This window comes from Fusobacterium varium, assembly GCA_021531615.1.
Classification (GTDB): domain Bacteria; phylum Fusobacteriota; class Fusobacteriia; order Fusobacteriales; family Fusobacteriaceae; genus Fusobacterium_A; species Fusobacterium_A varium_C.
Map to the genome: position 1 here is coordinate 1 of JADYUE010000036.1, position 23,313 is coordinate 23,313.

The window sequence follows — 23,313 nt, forward strand, 5'->3', positions numbered from 1 at the left end:
CTCCAGCGATGAACTTTGTTGATGGTGTAATTGAAGAAAATGAAGATGGAATAATCTTTATATTTGGCAATAGCAAACATCTAGTACTTCCAAAAGAGATGGGAGAAAAGGTAAAAAGCCATATAGGAAAAAAAGTTGTTCTAGGAATAAGACCTGAAAATATTGGAAACAAAGTTACTCACCCAGAAGGAGAGAAGATAAACTTCTTAAAAGGACAAGTAAGTGTAGTAGAACATATGGGAAATGAAGAGTTTATCTACTTTACAATAGATGGTTGTGAGTTTACATCAAGAATAGAAGCAAGAAAAACAGATAATGTAAAATATGGAGAAGAGGGAGAATTCTACTTCAATATAAAAAGAGCTCATATATTTGATGCTGAAACAGAAGAAAATATCACTTTATAGGAGAAAGATAATATGAAGATAAAAGGGTTTGATAGAGATCAAAAAATGCTATATTTAATTTTACTTCCTTTTATACTATGGTATGCAGTATTTATGTTTAAACCTATGTATGGATTATTAATAGCATTTAAAGATTATAGTTTATTTAGAGGAATATCTGGAAGTGAATGGATTGGATTATATAACTTTAAAGAGTTTTTAACAAGTCCATATTTCTATACAACATTAAAAAATACATTGATGCTAAATGTTTATAGTTTATGTTTAGAGTTTCCATTTGCTATATTAATAGCTTTGATGTTAAATGAAGTTAAGAACAAATATTTTAAATCAATAGTACAAACAGCATCATTTATACCATATTTTATAGCGATAGTTGTAGCAACAGGGATAACAGTAAATGTTTTATCTCCAAGTACTGGGGTTGTAAATATGGTGTTAGAAAAATTAGGATTTGAAAAGGTATATTTCCTATCAAAACCAGAATTTTTCAGAGGAATATTTACAGGATTAAATATGTGGAAAACAACAGGATTTAATGCAGTTATATATTTAGCAGCTTTAACAGCAGTAGATGAGCAACTATACGAAGCAGCAAGAATAGATGGAGCAAATAAATTTAGTCAGTTGAGACATATAACAATACCTGCTATAATACCTACTATTGTAATAATGCTTGTTTTAAAAGTTGGAAGTATGTTAAACGTAGCATTTGAAACAGTATTACTACTATATCAACCAGCAACTTATTCAACAGCAGATGTAATTAGTACATATGTATATAGAACAGGTATGTTAATGCAAGATTTTGGACTTGCTACAGCAGTTGGATTATTTAATGCTTTAGTAGGATTTATCCTTGTATATAGTGCAAATAAATGGAGTAAAAAAGTTACTCAATCAAGTCTATGGTAATTAGGGGGTAAAAAGTGAGTAATAAGATAAAGATGGGAATGGATGAGAAAATATTTAATATTGCAAATTACATTCTTTTAGCAATATTTGCTTGTATATTTATCTATCCAATTATATATGTTTTTTCAGCAGCAGTAAGTAAACCATATTTTGTAGAATCTGGAGCTGTAACACTATTTCCTAAAGGGTTTACATTTGAATCTTTTAAAACAGCAATGAATCTAACTGGAATGTGGAGAGCATATGGAAACTCAATATTTATAACAGTGGTAGGAACTGCTGTAAGTATGTTCTTTACAATAACAGGAGCTTATGTTTTATCAAAACCAGAATTAAAATTTAGAAAATTAATAACTATGCTAGTTATAATGACTATGTGGTTTGACCCTGGAATTATTCCTAGATACTTAAACTTTAGAGATCTATATTTAATCAATAGTTATACAGGGGTTATACTTGGATTTGCAATTAATACATTTAATGTAATTATTTTAAAATCATTCTTTGAAGCTATTCCAAAATCATTAGAGGAATCAGCTAGAATTGATGGAGCATCACAATTTCAAATAATGACAAAAATATATATACCATTATCAGGATCAGCATTGACAACAGTATCACTTTTCTATGCAGTATCAAGATGGAATGGATATTTTTGGACAATGGTATTATTAATAGATGATAAAAAAGCTCCATTACAAGTATTCTTAAAGAAACTGATAATTGAAAAAGATATGGCAGGGGAAGCAAGTCAAATGATAACTATGGAAAGTTTGACATCACCTCAAACTGTAATTTATGCAGTAATAGCATTATCATTAATTCCAATATTAACAGTATATCCATTTATTCAAAAATTCTTTAAAAAAGGAGTTACTTTAGGGGCAGTAAAAGGATAATTAGTGGGAGGAAAAATGAATATAAAGAAAATTCTAATAGGATTAACTGCTGCACTTTCATTAATTGGTTGTGGAGTAGAGGAAGTAAAAGTTGATGGACCAAAAAGAAAATTAGAGGGACATGTAATAACAGAAGAACCAAAGGCATTTACAATATTTGGAATATTTTTAGGAAAAGCATTTGATGGAGAGTTACCTGTATATCAAAAAGCTTTTGAAATGACAAATGTAAAATTAGTAGGAACAGCTTCAAAAAACCAAAGTGAAGAGGTTCAAGCATTTAACTTAATGATATCTTCAGGATTGATTCCAGATATCATCGCTTATGAGTTGACAGATGAATTGGAAAAATTAGGAATAGATGGGGGATTAATTCCACTAGAAAACCTTATTGATGAACATGCACCAAATATTAAAAAATTCTGGGAAGAAAATCCAAGATATAAGAAAGATGCTATTGCAGCAGATGGACATATCTATATGATTCCTAACTACAATGACTACTTTAATTTAAGTTGTTCACAAGGTTACTATATAAGAAAAGACTGGTTAAAAAAATTAGGATTGGAAGAGCCTAAAACAGTAGATGAACTATATACAGTATTAAAAGCATTTAAAGAGCAAGATCCAAATGGAAATGGTAAAAAAGATGAAGTACCTTTATTCTTGAGAGCTAATATCAATAGAAAAGTAATGATGGCACTTACAGATATATTTAAAGCACAATTTGTATGGTATGAAAAAGATGGAAAACCAGTATTTGGACCTGCTGAACCTGAATATAAAAATGCTATGATCAATTTAGCAAAATGGTATAAAGAGGGATTAATAGATCAAGAGGTATTTACAAGAGGACTTTCTTCAAGAGACTATATGTTAAGTAATAACTTAGGTGGATTTACAAATGACTGGTTTGCAAGTACAGGTTCATATAATGAAAAATTGAAAGATGTAATTCCGGGATTTGATTTTTCAGTATTATTACCACCAGAATACAATGGAAATAGAAAGACAGCTACAGCTAGACCAACATATATGGGTGGTTGGGGAATCAGCTATAAAGCTAAAGATCCTGTAACTATCATAAAATACTTTGACTTCTGGTATAGTGAAGAGGGAAGAAGATTATGGAACTTTGGAATTGAAGGGGATACATATACTTTAGTTGATGGTAAACCTCAATTTACAGATAAAGTTTTAAAAAATCCTGAAGGAAAAAATGCTTTAGCAGTTATAAGAGAGACAGGAGCACAATATAGATTAGGAATGTTCCAAGATGCAGAAAATGAAAAACAATGGGCATCAGATGTAACTGTAAGAGATATGGATGAGTATATGAAAAATGATGCAATTCAAGCACCAATGCCAGTATTGAAATATACAAAGGCTGAGATTAGAGAGTTGTTAAAGATAGAATCTCAACTTCGTAATGTAACTGAAGAGATGGCACAAATCTGGTTGTTAGGTGTATCAGATGTTGAAAAAGATTGGGACGGATATATTGAAAGATTAAATGATATTGGACTTCAAAGATCTAAAGAGATACAACAAACAGCATATGATAGATTTATGAAGGAAGATTAATTCTATAATTAAAACTTGGAGGAAATAATGGGGGTTAATAAAAAGTTTCTATTATTGGCAGTTATAATATTGGGAATGCAAACTGAAAGTTATGGACAAAAATATCAAAATGTAACAAAAGAAGAAAAAATAAATATTTCTAATTTAACTTCAGGAAATGGAGTTGATATAATAGCAGGGAACAACCAAAAGACAGAAGTAACTTTTATTAAAGACTCAGTTATTGAAGTTAATGGTGGAACAGGAATAAAATATAATATTTATAAAGAGGGAAATGGACAAAATAAGGTAACAAATAAAGGAGAAATAAAAGTATTAAAAGGCACAGGAATTGATTTATATGCTAATTCCAATAGTTTTGTAGATGCTAAAAATGAATTTTATAATGGTTCAGACACAGAAGAAGGGAAAATAACAGTTTCAGGTGGCACAGGGATAACTTTAAATAGTAAAAATAGTCATGTGATAAATGAAGCTAAAGGAAAAATAGAAATTTTAGATGGAACAGGGATAAGTTTAAAGAATTCAAGTTCAACGATAACAAATAAGGGAGAAATAAAAGTATCAAAAGGAACAGGAATACTTCAAACAGCTGGAACAGTAACAAATGCAGGAAGTATTAATGTATCAGCAGGAGCTACAGGATTAGATCTTCAAGGTGGAAGTTTCACAAATAATGGAAAAATAAATTTATCTGGAGAAACAGCTAAACTTGATATTAAAGGTGGAAATTTTAAAAATACTAATGAGATTAAAATAAATGTTACAAAAAGTGGTGCTGCAGGAATAGTTCAATCAGGTGGAAAAATAGAAAATAGTGGAACTATAAATGTACAAGAAGGAAAAGGATTTTATATAAAAGATGGAGAAATAGAAAATACAGGAATAATAAATGTAAATTCAAATGAACAAGGTGAAATAAAGAATACAAATATAGTAACAGGGATACAATTACAAGGGGTAAATGCAACATTTAAAAATGAAGGTCAGATAAATGTTTTAAGTACAACAACTATAATAAATGATAAAGAAGAGATAAAAAGTGGAGTAGGAGTAGCGGTCTCTGAAGAGGTTAAGGATGAAAATGGTAAAATTATTTCATCTTTTAGTAATAATGGAATAATAAATGTAAAAACTAATTCTAAAGGACTTCAAATAACTAAAGGAAAAGCTGAAAATCAAGGAGTTATTAGAGTAGAAGAAAAAAAAGCTACTGGAGTTTATTTAAATGGTGGCTCTGGAAATTTTGAAAATAAAGAAAAAGCTCAAATTTTAGTATCTGGAGTAGAAGCAAAAGCTATTCATTTTGGTGCTAATGGTGGAACTGCTAATAATGCAGGAACAATAGAAATAACTTTAGGAGGAATAGGAGCATATTTCGGAGGAAAGGGGACTTTTACTAATAAAAAAGGTTCAAATATAATAGTATCAGGAAAAGTAGTTGAACAAGTTTTTAAAGAAGATGGAACTCCTGATTTAGATGAAAATGGAAATCCAAAATATAAAACAACAGTTTCAAAAGGAATTTTCTTAAACTCAAAAGGAACAGTAATAAATGAAGGAAATATTCTTGTAGGATATAAAGTAGATGATACAGGAAATATTGTTTTAGGAGAAGAAGGAGCTGTAGGAGTTCAGGTAAATGATCTAAATGCTCAATTTATTAATAATAAAGGTAGTAATATAGAAGTTGCAGGAGGATCGCAAGGAATCCAAGTTAATAAAGGAACAGCAATAAATGAAGGAAATATTCTAACAGAAGGAACAAATGCTGTTGGAATTTATATGAATGCAGCAAGTAAAAAAGATGAAAACGGAAATATTTTATATGAAAAAGCTGAATTTACAAATAAGAATCAAATAGTAGCAAGTGGGACTGGAGCAAAAGGAATACAATTTGGAGCAGGAGGAGGAACTGTTACAAATACTGGAGATATAACAGCAGAAAATGGAGCTATTGGAGTATTTTTCTATCAAGGAACAAATAACATTCTAATTAATAGTGGAACTATAAATGCAGGAGAAAATGGTTCTGCTATTGAATCAGGAAAAGATACTAACAATGCTGTAATTCTTCAAAAAGGTTCTAAGATTACAGGAAAAATAAAAGGAAATAATGGTATTGACGTTCTTGCATTAGATGGGGGAACACACTCTAAATTGAATGTAAGTGACTATGAAAAGATAGTTGCTAAATCAGGAGATTCAAAAATAGAAAACTCTACAATTTCTCTCGGATTTAAAGAAGGAACAGATAATTATATTTCAGAAAATATAGGAAAAGCTGAAGGAAATGTAACAATAGCTGATTCTAAACTTATTATAGATTTAGCAAATAAAACAGAAAATTCTACAGGTCTTATATCAGGACAAACAATATTAGATGGAAATATAAAATTAGCATTTAATGGAGCTAAAGGACAAAAAGAGTTTAATGTTAATGAAATTTTAAATAAGGATATTGATTTTTCTAAAGCTAATTTTGGTTCTTCAGCAATGTGGGATTATACAATAGAAAATGGAAATGTAATAGCTAAAAAGCATAGTTACACAGAAGCTGTTGGAAAATCTCAATTAGAAGATTTTGGAAAAGCTTTAGAGCAAAGTGAAAATGGTGAAATTAAAGATGGAGATTTCAAAACAGGTTTAACACTATTAGGTTTATTAGATGCTTCACAATTTACAGATGCTATGACTCAACTATCTGGAGGAGTTCATGGATATACAGTTGATTTTGCTGCAATTAACTCAAGAACTTTATCAAATACAATAAAAAATAGAGAGTTAAATAAAGACAGATTAAGAGATAAAGCTTTAAATTCATATGATCAAGAGGTAGCTTATATAAATAATCACCATAAATTAGGGGGATTAATAAATGTTGATTATAATGAAGATGGAGTTTTAGGAATAACTGAAAAACAAATTATGCCTAATGGAAAACTTGGTTTAGTTTATGGAGGAGCAAAGGGAAAAGCTAAATTTGAAAATGGAAAACATGGTAAAGCTAATATGGATAATCTATATTTAGGTGGATATTATGCTTATGATTTTACAGATAAACTTACTTTAGTTTCAAATGCAAACTTTGTTTATTCTCATACTAATGTTACAAGAAATATTAAATTCTCAAAAGAAGGGGAAGAATCAAAGTTAGAACAAACATATGATTCTACTTATCCAGTATTTGGATTTGGTGGAGGAGCAACTTTATACTACACTCCATATGATAGCTCTAATAATAGTGTAACTCTATATGGTGGAATTGATTGGACTAAGATAGTTCAAGGAAATATTAATGAAGATCCTGATAATGTAGAAAATAAAACTAATGTTACTATAAAAAATATTCCAGTAGATGAACAAATGTATGATTCAGTAGTACCACATATTGGATTATCACTTTCAAATAATGGGTATATTTTTAATAGAAAATATAGATTAGGTGTAAATGTAGATTATGAAACAGAACTAGGAAATATAAAAAATGGTAAAAAACTAAAATTATCAGCTCTAAGTACACCACATAGAGTGGAAACAGCAGAGAGAGAAAATATAGTTTCTTACTCATTAAATGGAGCTTTAGATCTAACAGACGATTTTACAATCTATGGAAACTATACAAAAGCTGATTCTGATGAATATGATGCTGAAAGAGTAGAAGCAGGATTTAAGTATAAGATGGATAGAATGTCTGATCTATTTGTTACAGGTCCACTTTTAGGAAATATAGAAAATAGCAAACCATATTCTAGAAGATGGACAGGAGTGGCTAGTTTTATTCTTGATGGAGAAGATGATAGTGATAGATCTTACTATACAGAACCAATTATGGGAGAAGAACACTCAAGAGGAGATTATGCTACATCTTTAAAATTAAAACCTAAATTTACTTTAAGTTTAAATGATAGAGATACAAAATGGTCTTATTATTTTGAAACTTATTATATGAGTAATGGTATAGGAATGAATTTAGATAAAAATGAGAGAAGAAAAAGTGAATCAAGAATCCATGCAGAAGCTAGATGGTCTGATCAATACTCAAAGGGTAAATATGGCTTTAATATAGGTTATAGAAATGAAACAACATCTGCACCAACACTTTCTCAATATGTTCAAAGGGATAGATTAACAAGAGGACTTCATCAATTTAGATTTACTCCTAACTTTACATATAATTTAGGAAATGGATTTATATTTGGAGGTTCTACAACTGGAATTATAGCTTATGATTATGAGGGATATAGAAAAGGGCAAACAGACTTTGAATTAGAAAATGAGTATGGAATCACTTATAATGGACTTATGCCAAGATGGAGATTTAATGTAAACTACTTTAGAGAGGAAACTTGGTATGATAATGACTTTAGAAAACCTAGTGTAAAAGGAGAGGTTGAAGGAGATAGAAGATATCAATCAAATCAATTAAGACCTAGAATTACATATTTCTTTGGAAATGGTGGAAGAGTTGAATTAAGTGCAAGAATGCCATTAGGAAATGGATATTGGTATACTTCAGATGATCATGGTAAAAAAGCAGCAGAAAAATATGAAACTAGATATGGATTAAAATATTATCAACCTATTACACCAGGATTAACAGGAATGATAGGTGGAGAGATTTTAACTATAAAAACTAAAAATACTAATCATAGTAGTAATGACTATGGAAAAGAAACAAGAGATTACTCTATAAGACCAACAATTGGAATTTCTTATAACTTTTAATTAGGAGGAAGAAAATGAAAAAAATATTAACATTTATTTTAATGATGATTATGGTAGTTACTGCTTTCTCTAAAGAAGTTAGTAAGAGTGCCAATGATTATGAAAAGATAAGAGTAAAATGGGGAGAGTTTTTAACTGGAGTAACTTCAGAAGATGATTTGTCATCTTCTGAGGTACAGAAGGTAGTTGAAACTAATGAGAAAAATGCTGAAAAATCATATACACAGATAAATAAAGAGAAAAATAAAAGATATTTTCTTGATGAAAAAGAGGATATGAAAAGTGGTATTCAAATATTAAATAGCTATAATGCTATAAAAAATATTGCAAAGGGATATGCTACTAGAGGTACAAAATTTTATAAAAATGAAGAGGTAAAAAATCAAATAATAGCTGGAATGGATTGGCTATATGATAATGCTTACCATGAAGGACTTCCAGAGATTGGAAACTGGTGGCATTGGGAACTTGGAATACCTAAAGCAGTAAATGACATTCTTATTTTAATGAATGGAGATATTCCAAAAGAGAAAGTGGAAAAATATTTAGGAGCAACAAAATTTTTCCAACCAGATGCAAGATATAGTGGAGCAGGAGCAACAGCTTCATACTCATCTACACCAGATAAAAGGGTATCAACTGGAGGAAACAGAACAGATACAGCTATGATATCTTTTTTAAGAGGAGTTCTTTTAGAGGATAAAGTTGAAGTTAAAAATGCTTTAGAAGCAGTTACAGAAGTTGGGGAGTATGCAACTAAAGGAGATGGATTTTATAAAGATAGTTCATTTATTCAACATAATAATGTAGCTTACAATGGAACATATGCTTCAGTATTATTTAATGGACTAGGTGGAATACTTTATCTAGTAAAGGATACAGAATTTGAAATAAAAAGTAAAAAACTAGATAATATTTATGAAGCTATTTTAAATGGATATGGATATCTGTTTATAAATGGTGGAATGAATGATTCAGTTAGTGGAAGAGCGATATCAAGAAATAAGACAAGTGATCTTTTACGTGGAAGAGATGTAATCAACTCTTTAGCAATGTTGTCAGAAGGGGCAAGTGATGAGTATAGAGTTAGATTACAAGAGTTAATAAAAACAAATATTTTCTCTAACAATTCATTTAATATTTTAGAGATGTCAGGTAATAGAACTATACTTGGTATTCTTAGAGATATAGTTGAAGATGAAAGTATAAAAACTAGAAATATTGTGGGAAATAAGATGTTCCACTCTATGGATAGAGCTATAAGTAAAAATAAAAATGGTGGAGCATTTGCTCTATCAATGCACTCTTCAAGAATAGCTAATTTTGAAACAATGAATGGTGAAAATCTTAAAGGGTGGTTTACAGGTGATGGAATGACATATATTTATGGAAATGATTCAAGTGCATATACTGAATTTTGGCCAACTGTGGATATGTATCATCTACCTGGAGTAACAAATAGCTTAAAAGTTAGAGGAGATAGATCAGGGGAAAGAAGAGGGATTACTACACCAAAAGCTTGGGTTGGTGGAGTAAATAACGGAGAAACTTTTGTAGGAATGGATATGCTTTCATGGAATAAAGCATTAAAAGTAAAAAAATCTTATTTATTTACAGAAGATGGAGTTGTTGCTGTATATGGAGATTCACTTTCATCTAATGAAGGGGAGATTCATACAACAATAGATAACAGAATTTTAAAAAGTGGAAAATTAATAGTAAATGGTAAGGAGATAACAGAATCAACAGTTATAGAAAATCCTAAAGATATGACTATAATGTTTGTAGGAAACTATCCTGAAGAAACTATTGGATATAGAATAATAGATGCTCCAAAAGTAGAGATCAAATTTGAGGAAAGAAAAGGAGATTGGAAATCTATTGGTGGAACAGACAGTAAAGAGATAGTTAAAAAATATGTTACTATCTATATAAATCATGGTAAAAATCCAAAAGATCAAAAATTCAGTTATCTAATTTTCCCAATGTTTAAAGAGGAAGAAGTTAAAAATTATAATTTAAACTCATTGAAATTAGTTCAAAGCGATGAAAAGATTCATGCTGTTGAAGATAATGAAAATAGAGTAGTCAGAATAAATTTCTGGAAAGATCTTCCAGTTAAATTTAGAAATATTAGATCTTTCTCAACTGCAACAATGATTGTAAAAGAGAATAACAATGGGCTTTTAATTGCAGTAAGTGAGCCAACTCAATTGATGAAAAAGAATTCAATCTTTGAGATAGATGGTACATATGAATTAGAAGAAAGCAGTAGTAAAGATATAAAAGTAACAAATAGAAATAATCTAACAAGAATAGAAATAGATTTAAGAAACAATGGAGCAACAGAAACAATAAAATTAAAAAAAGTTAAATAAATATTATGGAGGTTAAAATGGAATTAACTAAAGAAACAAGAGAAAAATTTTCACAAGATGTAGAGCTATCTAAGGAAACATTATATAGTGCATTACATGAAGCATTAACAAAAATAGATAGAAATGCAAGAACATTTATAAACACTTTCCCAAGACCAGCAAGTACAGATTATGTATATCCTGGAATCTTAAATGCAGGAGAATGGGATGACTGGACAAGTGGATTCTGGACAGGAATATTATGGCTAGCTTATGAAGTTACAGGAGAAAAGAGATATAGAAAAGTAGCATCTTTCCAAACAAAAAGCTATGATGAAAGAATTACAAATAAAGTGGCAGTAAACCATCATGACTTAGGATTCTTATATACTCCATCAGTTGTAGCTGATTACAAAATTACAGGAAGCAATCTTGCAAAAGAAGCTGGAATTAAAGCTGCAACTCACTTAATGGGAAGATTTAAAGAGAAAGGACAATTTATTCAAGCTTGGGGAGAATTAGATGACCCTACAGCATATAGATTAATAATAGATTGTAACCTAAATGTACCTCTATTATTCTGGGCAACAGAAGCAACTGGAGATCCTAAATTTAGAGAGATAGCAACTAAACATATAAATACAGCAGCAAGTGTAGTATTAAGAGAGGATAGCTCAACTCACCACACTTATTACTTCGACCCAGAAACAGGAAAACCAGTTAAAGGAGTTACAGCACAAGGTGCATCAGATAACTCAGCATGGGCAAGAGGACAAGCATGGGGAGTATATGGATTCCCTCTAGCATATAGCTATTTAAAAGATGAGAAATTTATAGATCTTTATAAAAGAGTAACAAACTACTTCTTAAATCACTTACCAGCTGATGATGTATGTTATTGGGATTTAAGTTTCGATGATCTTTCTGGAGAAGAAAAAGATAGTTCAGCAGCAGCAATAGCAGTTTGTGGAATGTTAGAAATGGATAAATATCTTCCAGATTCAGATCCAGACAAAAAAATCTATCAAAATGCAGTTAAGAGAATAATGAACTCATTAATTAAAAACTACTCAACAAAAGATATGGAAAGATGTAATGGACTTCTTAAAGAAGCTGTTTACAGTAAACCACATGGAATTGGTGTAGAAGAGTGTTGTATATGGGGAGATTACTTCTATATGGAAGCTCTTGTAAGAATAATGAAACCAGAATGGAAAAAATACTGGTAATATAAAAAAATACTAATAAAAAAACTCTAAGGTATAAATTAACTTTTATACTTTAGAGTTTTTATTTTAAAAATCTCTTTGAAAATGTTATAATTAAATTAATTGATAAGATTGAGGGAGAGAAGGATATTAGTGAATATAAATGAAAGAATAAAAATAAAATTAGAAAATAGAACTAATAGAATAATATGTTTTATATTAATTATAATAATTTTAATTTTAAGTAGTTATAGAACTTATATTATTTTTAAAGCCAAAGAGAGAGATGAAAGTTTAAGAGTAGAAGAGATTTATAAAAGTATAGATAAAAAATTTACTTTTTTAAATATGACAATATATGATTTTAAAACTAGCAAGGAATTTAATGATTATTTCTTTAGAAAAAATAAGTTACACAATAAGCAATATAAAAAATTAAAACTTTTTGATGAATTAAAAAAGACAAATACTATTTATGGTATTATAGGTTGTAGCATTAATATTATTGATGGAAATGAAAATATTGTTTTTACTTCAACAGGAACAATAGATAAAATTGAATATTTGAAAGGTTTTTCAAAATTTTTAAATGATGAAAATAGAAAAAGAGTTATTCTAAAAGATAAAGAAAAGATAAATATTATTTTTAAAGATGACAATCTTTTTGATAGAGATGATATTTTTTGGATAGCTTCATTAAATGAAAATGACTTCTTTTCAGAGATAAAATTAGAGTTAGATAATTGGTATATAACTAATAAAGATAAACTTATTAATTTAGGAGATAGCAAAAAAAAATTAAGTCTTAGTGATATTGAAAAGAAAAGAAGAGCAAAAATCTTTATAATCCCATATTTTTATGAAAAAATAATCTATATACCCCCTAGAATAAGTGTTGAATCTATTTTCTTAAATGAAGTATTAAAAATAACATTTATTTTTGCAGTTTTATTTTTATTAGGAAATCTAATAAAATATTTTGTAGTAAAACCTATAAAAAAACTTGCAATAAATTTGGGATATATGAGTGATACCAATGAAAAAGAGTTGGATTATATAGAGCATAAGATACAGGAGATAAATTTAAAAAACAGAGATTTAGAGTATAAAATAAGTGATATGAGAGTATATCAAAGAAGAAAAAAGATAAAAGATTATTTAATAGGGCTTACAGAAAAATTGGGAATAGTTGCCTTGGAAGATGCTAAAATTTTAAAAATAAAAAAATATAGGGTAATTATAATGGAGATATTTGATATTGATTCAGTGGATAATATTTTCAATAAGTTTAATCTATCTAAAGAGCTAATGATGAAATATTTTTCAGAAGATGTTTTATGTGAAGAGATAGATATAGATTACAAAAGTATAGCTTTTGTTTTAGAAGATATTTTTACAACAGAGGAGTTACAAGAGATATTTAACTGTATAGTAACTCATATAGAGAGAAATTACTCTTTAAGATTTACTGCTGCTATAACTAAAAGTTATAGTGAGATGGAAGAACTTCCACAAGCATATAGAGCAGCTAAAAAACTGTTGGATTATAAATTTGTATTTAAAGAGAAAAAAGTTATTTTTGAAGAGTTGATAGATGAAGAAAATATGAATAAATACTATTATCCAATAGAATTAGAAGCAAAATTAATTTTAAGAACATTAAGTTCAAATGAATTAAGTGTAAGAAGAACTTTAGAAGAGATATTTGATAGTAAAAATAGTAAAGAGATAGATAAAAAATATCTTAAAGAGTTTACAGGGCTTTTGTATAATACACTTGGGCGTATCTTTATTCAATTAAAAGAGATGAATAGAGATATAGATATAAAGATTTTTAATGCTGAAGAGATTTTACAACTAAGTGAGCTAGGAAAAATTAGAGAGAAATTTGAAGAAAAACTTTTAGAGATCTGTAAATATACAAAGGTAAAAGAGAGTAATGATGCTGAAAGTATTAAGATAAAGATAGAAAAATTCTTAGAAGAAAATTATATGGTAGATATCTCTTTGGATAACTTAGCTGATTATTTAGGACACTCTTTTAAATATACAAGTGTATTGTTTAAAAAGGTTATGGGAGATAATTTTAAAAATTATCTAAATATATATAGATTAGAAAAAGCTAAAGAGTTTATGGAGTATAATAAAGATCTTAAAATAAAAGAGTTAGCAGAATTGGTAGGTTATAATAGTTCTAATACTTTTATAAGAATTTTTAGAAAATATGAGGGTGTTTCTCCAGGAAAATATTTTGGAATAGGGGAACATGAAGAATAGAAAAAAGAAAACTTTCTCGTAATAGGGAAAGTTTTTTTTATGTTCTATTTTGATAAATTAAAATAGTAACACTAATTAATTCTAACTTTATTATAAATATTAGTGTTCTAAAACGGATGTAAAACTATTATAATAAATCTTATCATAAAAAAATCATTGACTTATTGTATAAAATAATATATTATACTTGTATACAAGTATGCAAAAAATAATTCGACAGATAATAATTTAATTGTAGGAGGAATATCATGCAAGAATTTATGAACAAAGACTTTTTATTGAAAAACGATATCAGTAAAGAACTATATCATGAATATGCTGAAAAAATGCCTATCTTTGATTTTCATTGTCATTTAAGCCCAAAAGAGATTGCTGAAAATAAAAGTTATGATAATCTTACTCAAATATGGCTATATGGAGACCACTATAAATGGAGAGCAATGCGTTCTAATGGTGTAGATGAAAAATACATTACAGGAGATGCAAGTGACTATGATAAGTTTTTAGCTTTTGTAGATACTATGGAATATGCTTATGGAAATCCACTATTTCACTGGTCACACTTAGAATTAAAAAGATTCTTTGGAATAGAAGAGGTATTAAATAGAAAGAATGCTGAAGTTATTTGGAATAAAGCTAATGAACTTTTAAAAACAGAAAACTTTAGAGCAAAAGCACTTATAAAAAATGCTAATGTAAAAGCTTTATGCACAACAGATGATCCAATAGATACTCTTGAATATCATGAGATAATAGCTCAAGATAAAGAGTCTGGAGTAAAAGTTCTACCAACATTTAGACCAGATAAAGCTATATTTATAGAGAGAGCAGAATATCTTCAATGGCTTGAAAAACTTGAAAAAGTTTCAGAAGTAAAAATAGATAGTTTTGTATCTTTAATGGAAGCTATGGAAAAAAGAGTTGAGTTCTTTGTATCAAAAGGATGTGTAGTTACAGACCACAGTATTGAAGTTCCATTCTTTAAATTAGCTACTGCTGAAGAGGTAGAGAGAATATTTAAAAAAGCTCTTGCAAAAGAGGAATTAACTGTTGAAGAAGTTGAAGCATATAAAACAGCTTTAATAATCAATCTTGGAAGAGTATATAACAAATATAATCTAGCAATGCAAATCCACGTTGGAGCATTGAGAAATAATAACTCAAGAATGTTTAATAAATTAGGTGGAGATATTGGTTTTGACTCAATTGGAGATTATAATTACGCAAGATGTATCTCTGGATTATTAAATGAATTAGACAAAACAGAAGAGTTACCAAAAACAATTCTTTACTGTTTAAATCCTAATGACAATGAGATGTTTGGAACTATGATAGGAAACTTCCAAGATGGAAAAGTTCCTGGAAAGATTCAATTTGGATCTGGTTGGTGGTTCAATGATCAAAAAGATGGAATGACTAGACAGATGACAGCTCTTGCAAATTTAGGATTATTAAGAAGATTTGTAGGAATGCTTACAGACTCAAGAAGTTTCCTTTCATACACAAGACATGAATACTTCAGAAGAATTATGTGTAATCTAGTAGGAACTTGGGTAGAAGAGGGAGAAATTCCTTATGATAGAGAGATCTTAGAGCCTATGATTAAGGAAATTTGTTTTAATAATGCAAAAAATTATTTTAATTTAGATATATAACCAAAACAGTTTAAGGAGGGAAAATATGAAACTATCATTTAGATGGTATGGAGATTCAGATCCAGTAAGTCTTCAATACATAAGACAAATACCTAAAATGCACAGTATTGTTACAGCTGTATATGATGTACCAGTTGGACAAGAGTGGGATATGGGCAGAATAAACACTTTAAAAGCTAAAGTTGAAAATGCAGGACTTCACTTTGACGTTATTGAAAGTGTACCAGTACATGAAGATATTAAATTAGGACTACCTACAAGAGAACTTTACATTGAGAACTATAAAAAGAACATAAGAAACCTAGCAAAAGCAGGAGTAAAAGTAATTTGTTACAACTTTATGCCAGTATTTGACTGGACTAGATCTCAATTAGATAAAGAACTAGAAGATGGATCAACAGCTCTAGTTTACTATAAAGATCAAGTTGACAAATTAGATCCTTTAAACAGCAACCTATCACTACCAGGATGGGATTCAAGTTACACTAAAGAAGAGATGGCTGAATTATTCAGACAATATAAAGAGATAGGAGAAGAGGGACTTTGGGCTAACTTAGAATATTTCTTAAAAGAAATTATTCCAGTAGCTGAAGAGTGTGATATCAAAATGGCTATCCACCCTGACGATCCACCTTGGCCAATATTTGGTCTACCAAGAATCATAACTAATGAAGCAAACTTAGATAGATTCTTAAAATTAGTGGACAGCAAATACAATGGACTTACACTTTGTACAGGATCACTTGGAAGTGGAAGTTTCAATGATATGGTTAAATTAGTAGATAAATACAGTGCAATGGGAAGAATTCACTTTATGCATGTAAGAAACGTAAAACTTCTTGAAGATGGAGTAAGTTTTGAAGAGTCAGCACACTGTGCATCTTGTGGATCATTAGATATAGTTGGAATTATGAAAGCGTTACACAAAAATAATTTTGATGGATATTTAAGACCAGACCACGGAAGAATGATTTGGGGAGAAACTGGAAAACCAGGATATGGATTATATGACAGAGCTCTAGGAGCAAGTTATATTACTGGAATTTGGGATACTCTTGAGAAATTAAAATAGTATTTTACTAGGAGGAGTTAAAATGAAATTATGTTTAAAAGAGTTAAATAATATAGAAACTTCTTTAAAAGGTATAGTAAAAACTCCTATGTATGATATAGAAAAAATCAAAGAAAATACAAACAAAGCACCAAAATGGTTACATTTTGGTGCTGGTAATATTTTCAGAGCATACATAGGGAAAATGGCACAAAATCTTTTAAATAAAGGACTAGAAGATACAGGAATAATCGTAGCTGAAAGTTTTGACGAAGAGATAATAGATAAAGTATATACTCCATATGATAACTTAACAATGTTAGTAACTTTATTTAAAAATGGAGAATTTGAAAATGAAATTATTGGAAGTATTGTAGATAGTGTTAAAATTAGTAGTGAAAAAGCAAAATTAATGGATATAGCTATCGCTCCATCTCTTCAAATGATAAGTTTTACAATCACAGAAAAAGGATACAATTTAAAAGCACCTAATGGAGAATTCTTCAAAGTTATACAAGATGATTTTGAAAATGGTCCAGAAAATGCTAAACATGTAATGAGTATTCTTACATCACTTTTATATGCTAGATTTAAAAATGGAAAAACACCTATTAGTATTGTAAGTATGGATAACTGTGCAGGTAATGGAGATAGAATAAGAGCAGCAGTAATAGAGATAGCAAATCAATGGATAGCTAAAAACTTTGTAGAAGGAGAGTTTTTAGATTATGTATCTAATGATTCAGTAGTAGCATTTCCAGTATCTATGATAGATAAAATTACTCCAAGACCAGCAGAAGTAATTGAAAAACATTTAGAAGAGCTAGGATTTGAAAATATGGATATAGTTGTAACTGAAAGAAATAGTTTTACAGCTCCATTTGTAAATGCTGAAGCTCCACAATATTTTGTAGTAGAAGATAAATTCCCAAATGGAAAACCACAAATAGAATTATCAGAAGCGGGAGTATATGTTACTGATAGAGAAACTGTTGAAAAAACAGAAAGAATGAAAGTAACTACTTGCTTAAACCCTCTACATACAACATTAGCAGTATATGGATGTCTATTTAACTATAAAACTATCTATGAAACTGTAAATGATTCTCTTTTAAATAAATTAATAAAAAATATTGGATATAATGAAGCTCTTCCAGTTGTTGAGAACCCTGGAATCTTAGATCCAAAAGCGTTTATAGATGAAGTAGTAAATGAAAGATTCCCAAATCCATTTATTCCAGATCAACCTGAGAGAATAGCAACAGATACTTCTCAAAAAGTTGGAATAAGATTTGGAGAAACAATTAAATCTTACTTAAATAGCAAAGATTTAGATGTAAAAACATTAAAATATATTCCAATGGTGTATGCTGGATGGTTTAGATATCTTATGGGATTAGATGATAATGGAAATGAAAGATCTATTAGTAGTGATCCAATGTTAGATATGTTAAAAGAAAGCATTTCAGGAATAGAATTTGGAAAACCAGAAACATATAATGGACAATTAAAAGAAGTATTAAAAAATAAAATGATATTTGGGGTAGATTTAGAAGAAGTTGGATTATCAGATTTAATTGAAAAATACTTTGTTGAGATGTTAGCTGGTAAAGATGCAGTTAAAAACACATTAAAAAAATATTTAGTAGATTAGATAATAAATTTATTAGGGGAGGACTTAATGAAAAAGGTATTTAAAATATTTTTAAGCACAATTCTTACATTAGGAACACTATTAATATTTACATCTTGTGGAAAAAGTGACAGTAAAACAATAATAAGAGTATCTCACAACCAAGCTGCAGATCACCCTACAAATATAGGACTTTTAGCTTTTGAAGAATTTATTGAAAGTAAATTAGGAGATAAATATGATGTACAAATATTCCCTAACGAACTTTTAGGTTCACAAGTAAATACAGTTGAACTTACACAAACAGGGGCAATAAACTTTACAGTAGCAAGTAACGCTATTCTTGAAAGTTTCGATAATATATATCAAATATTTAACCTACCATATTTATTTAATAGTCCAGAGCACTATCATGCAGTAATGGATAACAAAGAGTTAATTAAACCAATATTTACTTCAACAGAAAAATCTGGATTTGAAGCAGTAGCATGGTTAGATGCAGGAACAAGAAACTTCTATACTGTAAAAAAACCAATAAGAACACCTGATGATCTAAAGGGGTTAAAAATTAGAGTACAACAATCAGCATCAAATATTAGAATGATGGAATTATTTGGTGGAGCAGCAACTCCAATGGGATTTGGAGAAGTTTATACAGCTTTACAACAAAGTGTTATTGATGGAGCTGAAAATAATGAACTTGCTTTAACAAGTAATAAACATGGGGAAGTTTGTAAATATTATTCATATAATATGCACCAAATGGTACCAGATATTGTAATAGGAAACTTAAGATTCTTAAATAGTTTATCACCAGAAGAGAGAGCTATTTTTGATGAAGGATTTACTATTATATCAAAAGTTCAAAGAGAAGCTTGGGGAGAATCAGTTAATAAAGCTATTCAACAAGCTAAAGAGATGAATGTAGAATTTATTTATCCAGATGTTTTAGCTTTCCAAGAGAGAGTTCTTCCTCTTCATGATGAAGTATTAGCAGCAACTCCTAAATTAAAACCAATTTATGATAAGATTCAAGAGATTGGAAAAGAGATAAAAGGAGGTAAAAACTAATGGAAGGAATAAGAAAAGGTTTAGATAAACTTATTTTATTTATATGTGTTGTTCTTTTTATGCTAATGACTGTAGTAGGAACTTATCAAATTCTAGTAAGATATGTATTTAAATCTCCAAGTACAATATCTGAGGAATTAATATCTTATTCATTTGCATGGATGTCAATGTTTGCAGCATCATATATCTTTGGAAAAAGAGATCATATGCGTATGGTATTCTTTATTGAAAAATTCACTAAAAATGCTCAAAGAACAGTAGCTGTAATTACAGAATTAGTAATTTTACTATTTGCATTAGGAGTACTAGTAGGTGGAGGAAGTTATATAACTTCATTAAGTATGACTCAAATGACTCCAGCTCTAAAAATTTCAATGGGATATATCTATCTAGTTATTCCAGTTTGTGGAGTTATGACATCTATATACAGTATCCTTAATATTGTTGATTTAATGAAAAATTCAAAGGAGGCATAGGAATATGGTATTAACTACAGCATTAATTATGTTTAGTGTTTTAATAGTAACACTTCTTCTTGGATTTCCAATTGCAATAAGTATTGGATTATCATCAATACTTGCAATACTTCCATCATTAGCATTAGATAATACTCTTGTAACAGGAGCACAAAGAATATTCTCAGGGATTTCAAACTTTACATTAATAGCTATTCCATTCTTCATTTTAGCAGGAAATATTATGAATCAAGGTGGTATAGCTAAAAAAGTGGTAGCATTTGCTCAATCTTTAACAGGTAGAATTCCTGGATCTTTAATGCAAACTAACGTATTAGCTAATATGATGTTTGGAGCTATTTCAGGATCTTCAGTAGCAGCTTGTGCAGCTATGGGAGGAATTTTACTACCAATGGAAGAAGAAGAGGGATATGATAAAAAATTAGGTGCAACAGTTAATATTGCAACTGCACCAACAGGATTACTTATACCACCTTCAAACTCATTGATTGTATACTCTCTTGTAAGTGGAGGAACATCAGTAGCAGCTCTATTTATGGCAGGGTATATTCCTGGAATTTTATGGGGTGTAGGTTGTATGATCTTAACTTTCTTCCTTGCTAGAAGTAGAGGAATGAAGGGGAAAGCAGGAGTTAAATTTAAAGTTGTTGTATCAACTTTCTTAGACGCTCTTCCATCACTAGCTTTAATAGTAATCGTTATTGGAGGAATCATTAGAGGAATATTCACACCAACAGAAGGATCAGTTGTTGCAGTTGTTTATACTCTTCTATTATCAATGATTTTCTACAGAACAATAGATTTTAAAGGATTAATTAAGATATTTGAAGAAAGTGCAAAAATGACAGGAGTAATTGTATTCTTAATTGGAGTATCAACAATCATGTCATGGGTAATGGCATTTACAGGTGTACCTCAAGCAATTTCTAGCTTAATCTTAGGAATAACTGAAAATAAATTTATAATTCTATTATTAATGAACCTATTATTACTATTCATAGGAACATTTATGGATGTAACACCAGCTATATTGATATTTACTCCAATTTTCCTTCCAATAGTAAAATCTTTTGGAATGAGCCCTATTCAATTTGGAATTATAATTGTATTTAACTTATGTATAGGAAATATTACTCCACCAGTTGGAAATACACTATTTGTTGGAGTTAAAGTTGGAAACTTAAAAATAGAAGATGTTATGGGAGAACTAATAAAATACTATGCAGTAATAATAATTGTTCTAATGTTAGTAACATATCTTCCACAACTTTCAATGTATCTACCTATATTAAGTGGACTAGCTAAATAAAGTGCTAATATATAAATAAAAGAAACTGCTATAAATTGATAGTTTAGATTATCAGTTTTAGCAGTTTTTTTCATATAAACTATAATATATCTAACTAAGCTCAGTTATCTAGCACATTGCTAGATTTTGACAAAGTACCTTTGCTTTTAGCGATTATTAGTTAAGTTAAGTTATCTCTATTCTCTTTTAACATCAAGTTGACTCCATGTCAGTGAATAAAGAATCCCTATTGCTCATTCCGTTGAAAATGCAAAACTCGCTTCGCAAGCTCCACTCAAACACGTTGCATTTTCTTAACTGCATTTCACTGAGGGCTTCTAATATTCACTTCCAAATTACGTCAACTTGATGTTAGGAATAATCTATTTTTATTTCTTATTAGAATGATAAATTATAATTTAATAAATAAAAAAACTGTGCAAATCAATTAATTTTGATATACACAGTTTTTATTTATTATTTATTTAAAGTTTCATCAATAATTTTTTTAGTTAAATCAGGGAAGTTTCCAATAATAATATCAATTCCTTTTACTATCATATCTCTAATATCCTCTTCTTTATTAACTGTCCAAGTATTGATCTCAATTCCTAAAGTTTTAAGTTCATTTACTATTTTAGGTGTCAACATAGCAAAGTGTGGATGGTAACATTCAACACAGTAATTTTTAATATATTTGCTGGGGTTAAGAATCCAAGTTTCAGTAAGGAAACCACATTTGATACGAGGAGCTATAGCTTTCATTCTCAACACACTATAATGGTTAAAGCTTGAAATAATAACTCTATTCTCAAGTTGAAACTCTTTAATTAAGTTATAAACTTTTTCTTCTATTCCTTTATATTCGTTGATACCAGTTTTTAATTCAATATTAGTTATAATATTTGTATCTTTTATAAGATTAAAGTATTCTCTTAAAGTAGGTATTTTATTAAATCCAAATTGTCCAGTATAGATGTATGAAGCATCAAATTTTTCTAACTCTTCATAAGTATAATCTACAACTAATCCCTTTCCATTAGTTGTACGATCAATAGTTTCATCGTGAATAATAACTATTTCTCCATCTTTTGTTAATTGAACATCTAATTCAATTCCATCAGCTTGAGCTTCAACAGCCTTTTCAAATGCCAATAGAGTATTTTCAGGGTATTTTCCACTAAAACCTCTATGAGCAAAATTTTTAGTCATAAGATCACCTATTTAAATTAAATTTATTATAATTATAAAGTAATATTTTCCTCTGTGTCAATATCAAAGAAATGAGCCTTTTCCATATTGAAATAGAAACTACCAGTTTCACCATATGAAAGTCCTAAGCTTTTTCTACTTTCTATTCTTGAAGTGAATTCATTTCCATCTATTGAGAAGTGAAGAAACTCTTCATTTCCCATATATTCTACAACACTTATATTCCCAGTGATAAAATTATTTTTATCTCCATCAGGGTTAGTTAGAGTATTTCCAATATTTTCAGGTCTTATTCCTAAAGTAACCTTTTTACCTATATGATTTTTTACTTTTTCTCTCATTTCTTTTGGAAGTACTATATGCTTATTTTCTCCAAAAGTAAATACAGTTTCATTTTCAGTTTTTTCTAATGTCCCTACAACAAAGTTCATCGCTGGAGATCCTATGAATCCTGCTACGAATTTATTTGCTGGTTTGTGGTATAGATTTAATGGTGTATCAACTTGCATTATCTTTCCATAGTTTAATACACAAATTCTATCTCCCATTGTC

General features: G+C 29.1%; 16 protein-coding genes. 14 read left to right on the forward strand and 2 right to left on the reverse strand.

Annotated elements, in window-relative coordinates; genetic code table 11:
- The 14 genes from I6E31_09860 to I6E31_09925 form a co-directional block, all read left to right on the forward strand.
- Positions 1-407: TOBE domain-containing protein (locus I6E31_09860; protein MCF2640270.1), on the forward strand; the 407-nt coding region annotated here is incomplete at its 5' end.
- A 12-nt stretch (positions 408-419) separates the two neighbouring features.
- Positions 420-1,322: a sugar ABC transporter permease gene (locus tag I6E31_09865; GenBank protein ID MCF2640271.1), complete on the forward strand. Its 903-nt coding sequence runs from the start codon at positions 420-422 to the stop codon at positions 1,320-1,322.
- A 32-nt stretch (positions 1,323-1,354) separates the two neighbouring features.
- Entirely contained in the window at positions 1,355-2,221 is an 867-nt protein-coding gene (locus I6E31_09870; GenBank protein ID MCF2640272.1) for a carbohydrate ABC transporter permease, read from the forward strand.
- Positions 2,222-2,236: 15 nt separating this feature from the next.
- Complete coding sequence (locus I6E31_09875) at positions 2,237-3,805, forward strand: extracellular solute-binding protein (GenBank protein ID MCF2640273.1); 1,569 nt, start codon at positions 2,237-2,239, stop codon at positions 3,803-3,805.
- 27 nt (positions 3,806-3,832) lie between these two features.
- Entirely contained in the window at positions 3,833-8,533 is a 4,701-nt protein-coding gene (locus tag I6E31_09880; GenBank protein ID MCF2640274.1) for a hypothetical protein, read from the forward strand.
- Positions 8,534-8,547: 14 nt separating this feature from the next.
- Complete coding sequence (locus I6E31_09885) at positions 8,548-10,911, forward strand: polysaccharide lyase 8 family protein (GenBank protein MCF2640275.1); 2,364 nt, start codon at positions 8,548-8,550, stop codon at positions 10,909-10,911.
- A 17-nt stretch (positions 10,912-10,928) separates the two neighbouring features.
- Positions 10,929-12,119: a glycoside hydrolase family 88 protein gene (locus I6E31_09890; GenBank protein ID MCF2640276.1), complete on the forward strand. Its 1,191-nt coding sequence runs from the start codon at positions 10,929-10,931 to the stop codon at positions 12,117-12,119.
- 132 nt (positions 12,120-12,251) lie between these two features.
- A complete protein-coding gene (locus tag I6E31_09895) occupies positions 12,252-14,375 on the forward strand; it encodes a helix-turn-helix transcriptional regulator (protein ID MCF2640277.1) in 2,124 nt (707 codons plus the stop codon).
- A 248-nt stretch (positions 14,376-14,623) separates the two neighbouring features.
- Positions 14,624-16,030, forward strand: a complete 1,407-nt coding sequence (gene uxaC / locus I6E31_09900) for a glucuronate isomerase (protein MCF2640278.1) — start codon at positions 14,624-14,626, stop codon at positions 16,028-16,030.
- 25 nt (positions 16,031-16,055) lie between these two features.
- On the forward strand, positions 16,056-17,102 hold the full coding sequence (gene uxuA, locus I6E31_09905) for a mannonate dehydratase (GenBank protein MCF2640279.1): 1,047 nt from the start codon (positions 16,056-16,058) through the stop codon (positions 17,100-17,102).
- Between the two features lie 22 nt (positions 17,103-17,124).
- Positions 17,125-18,735 carry a mannitol dehydrogenase family protein gene (locus tag I6E31_09910; protein MCF2640280.1) on the forward strand — a complete coding sequence of 537 codons (1,611 nt, stop codon included), beginning with the start codon at positions 17,125-17,127 and terminating at the stop codon, positions 18,733-18,735.
- A gap of 27 nt (positions 18,736-18,762) precedes the next feature.
- Positions 18,763-19,785: a TRAP transporter substrate-binding protein gene (locus I6E31_09915; protein ID MCF2640281.1), complete on the forward strand. Its 1,023-nt coding sequence runs from the start codon at positions 18,763-18,765 to the stop codon at positions 19,783-19,785.
- On the forward strand, positions 19,785-20,261 hold the full coding sequence (locus I6E31_09920) for a TRAP transporter small permease (protein ID MCF2640282.1): 477 nt from the start codon (positions 19,785-19,787) through the stop codon (positions 20,259-20,261). The genes I6E31_09915 and I6E31_09920 overlap by 1 nt, the downstream gene beginning before the upstream one ends.
- Positions 20,262-20,265: 4 nt before the next feature.
- Positions 20,266-21,570 carry a TRAP transporter large permease gene (locus I6E31_09925; protein ID MCF2640283.1) on the forward strand — a complete coding sequence of 435 codons (1,305 nt, stop codon included), beginning with the start codon at positions 20,266-20,268 and terminating at the stop codon, positions 21,568-21,570.
- Positions 21,571-22,026: 456 nt separating this feature from the next.
- Here the strand turns inward: I6E31_09925 and I6E31_09930 are convergent, their stop codons facing one another.
- Positions 22,027-22,761: a glycerophosphodiester phosphodiesterase gene (locus I6E31_09930; protein ID MCF2640284.1), complete on the reverse strand. Its 735-nt coding sequence runs from the start codon at positions 22,759-22,761 to the stop codon at positions 22,027-22,029.
- Between the two features lie 32 nt (positions 22,762-22,793).
- The coding region (locus I6E31_09935; GenBank protein ID MCF2640285.1) for an ABC transporter ATP-binding protein at positions 22,794-23,313 on the reverse strand (520 nt) is incomplete at its 5' end.

What these genes read in the sequence shown, in the direction of transcription:
- I6E31_09885 (MCF2640275.1), top strand. Translation starts at nt 8,548, where the DNA reads ATGAAAAAAATATTAACATTTATTTTAATGATGATTATGGTAGTTACT.
- I6E31_09910 (MCF2640280.1), top strand. Translation starts at nt 17,125, where the DNA reads ATGAAATTATGTTTAAAAGAGTTAAATAATATAGAAACTTCTTTAAAA.
- I6E31_09890 (MCF2640276.1), top strand. Translation starts at nt 10,929, where the DNA reads ATGGAATTAACTAAAGAAACAAGAGAAAAATTTTCACAAGATGTAGAG.
- I6E31_09925 (MCF2640283.1), top strand. Translation starts at nt 20,266, where the DNA reads ATGGTATTAACTACAGCATTAATTATGTTTAGTGTTTTAATAGTAACA.
- I6E31_09865 (MCF2640271.1), top strand. Translation starts at nt 420, where the DNA reads ATGAAGATAAAAGGGTTTGATAGAGATCAAAAAATGCTATATTTAATT.
- I6E31_09930 (MCF2640284.1), bottom strand. Translation starts at nt 22,761, where the DNA reads ATGACTAAAAATTTTGCTCATAGAGGTTTTAGTGGAAAATACCCTGAA.
- uxaC (MCF2640278.1), top strand. Translation starts at nt 14,624, where the DNA reads ATGCAAGAATTTATGAACAAAGACTTTTTATTGAAAAACGATATCAGT.
- uxuA (MCF2640279.1), top strand. Translation starts at nt 16,056, where the DNA reads ATGAAACTATCATTTAGATGGTATGGAGATTCAGATCCAGTAAGTCTT.
- I6E31_09920 (MCF2640282.1), top strand. Translation starts at nt 19,785, where the DNA reads ATGGAAGGAATAAGAAAAGGTTTAGATAAACTTATTTTATTTATATGT.
- I6E31_09875 (MCF2640273.1), top strand. Translation starts at nt 2,237, where the DNA reads ATGAATATAAAGAAAATTCTAATAGGATTAACTGCTGCACTTTCATTA.
- I6E31_09915 (MCF2640281.1), top strand. Translation starts at nt 18,763, where the DNA reads ATGAAAAAGGTATTTAAAATATTTTTAAGCACAATTCTTACATTAGGA.
- I6E31_09870 (MCF2640272.1), top strand. Translation starts at nt 1,355, where the DNA reads ATGGGAATGGATGAGAAAATATTTAATATTGCAAATTACATTCTTTTA.
- I6E31_09880 (MCF2640274.1), top strand. Translation starts at nt 3,833, where the DNA reads ATGGGGGTTAATAAAAAGTTTCTATTATTGGCAGTTATAATATTGGGA.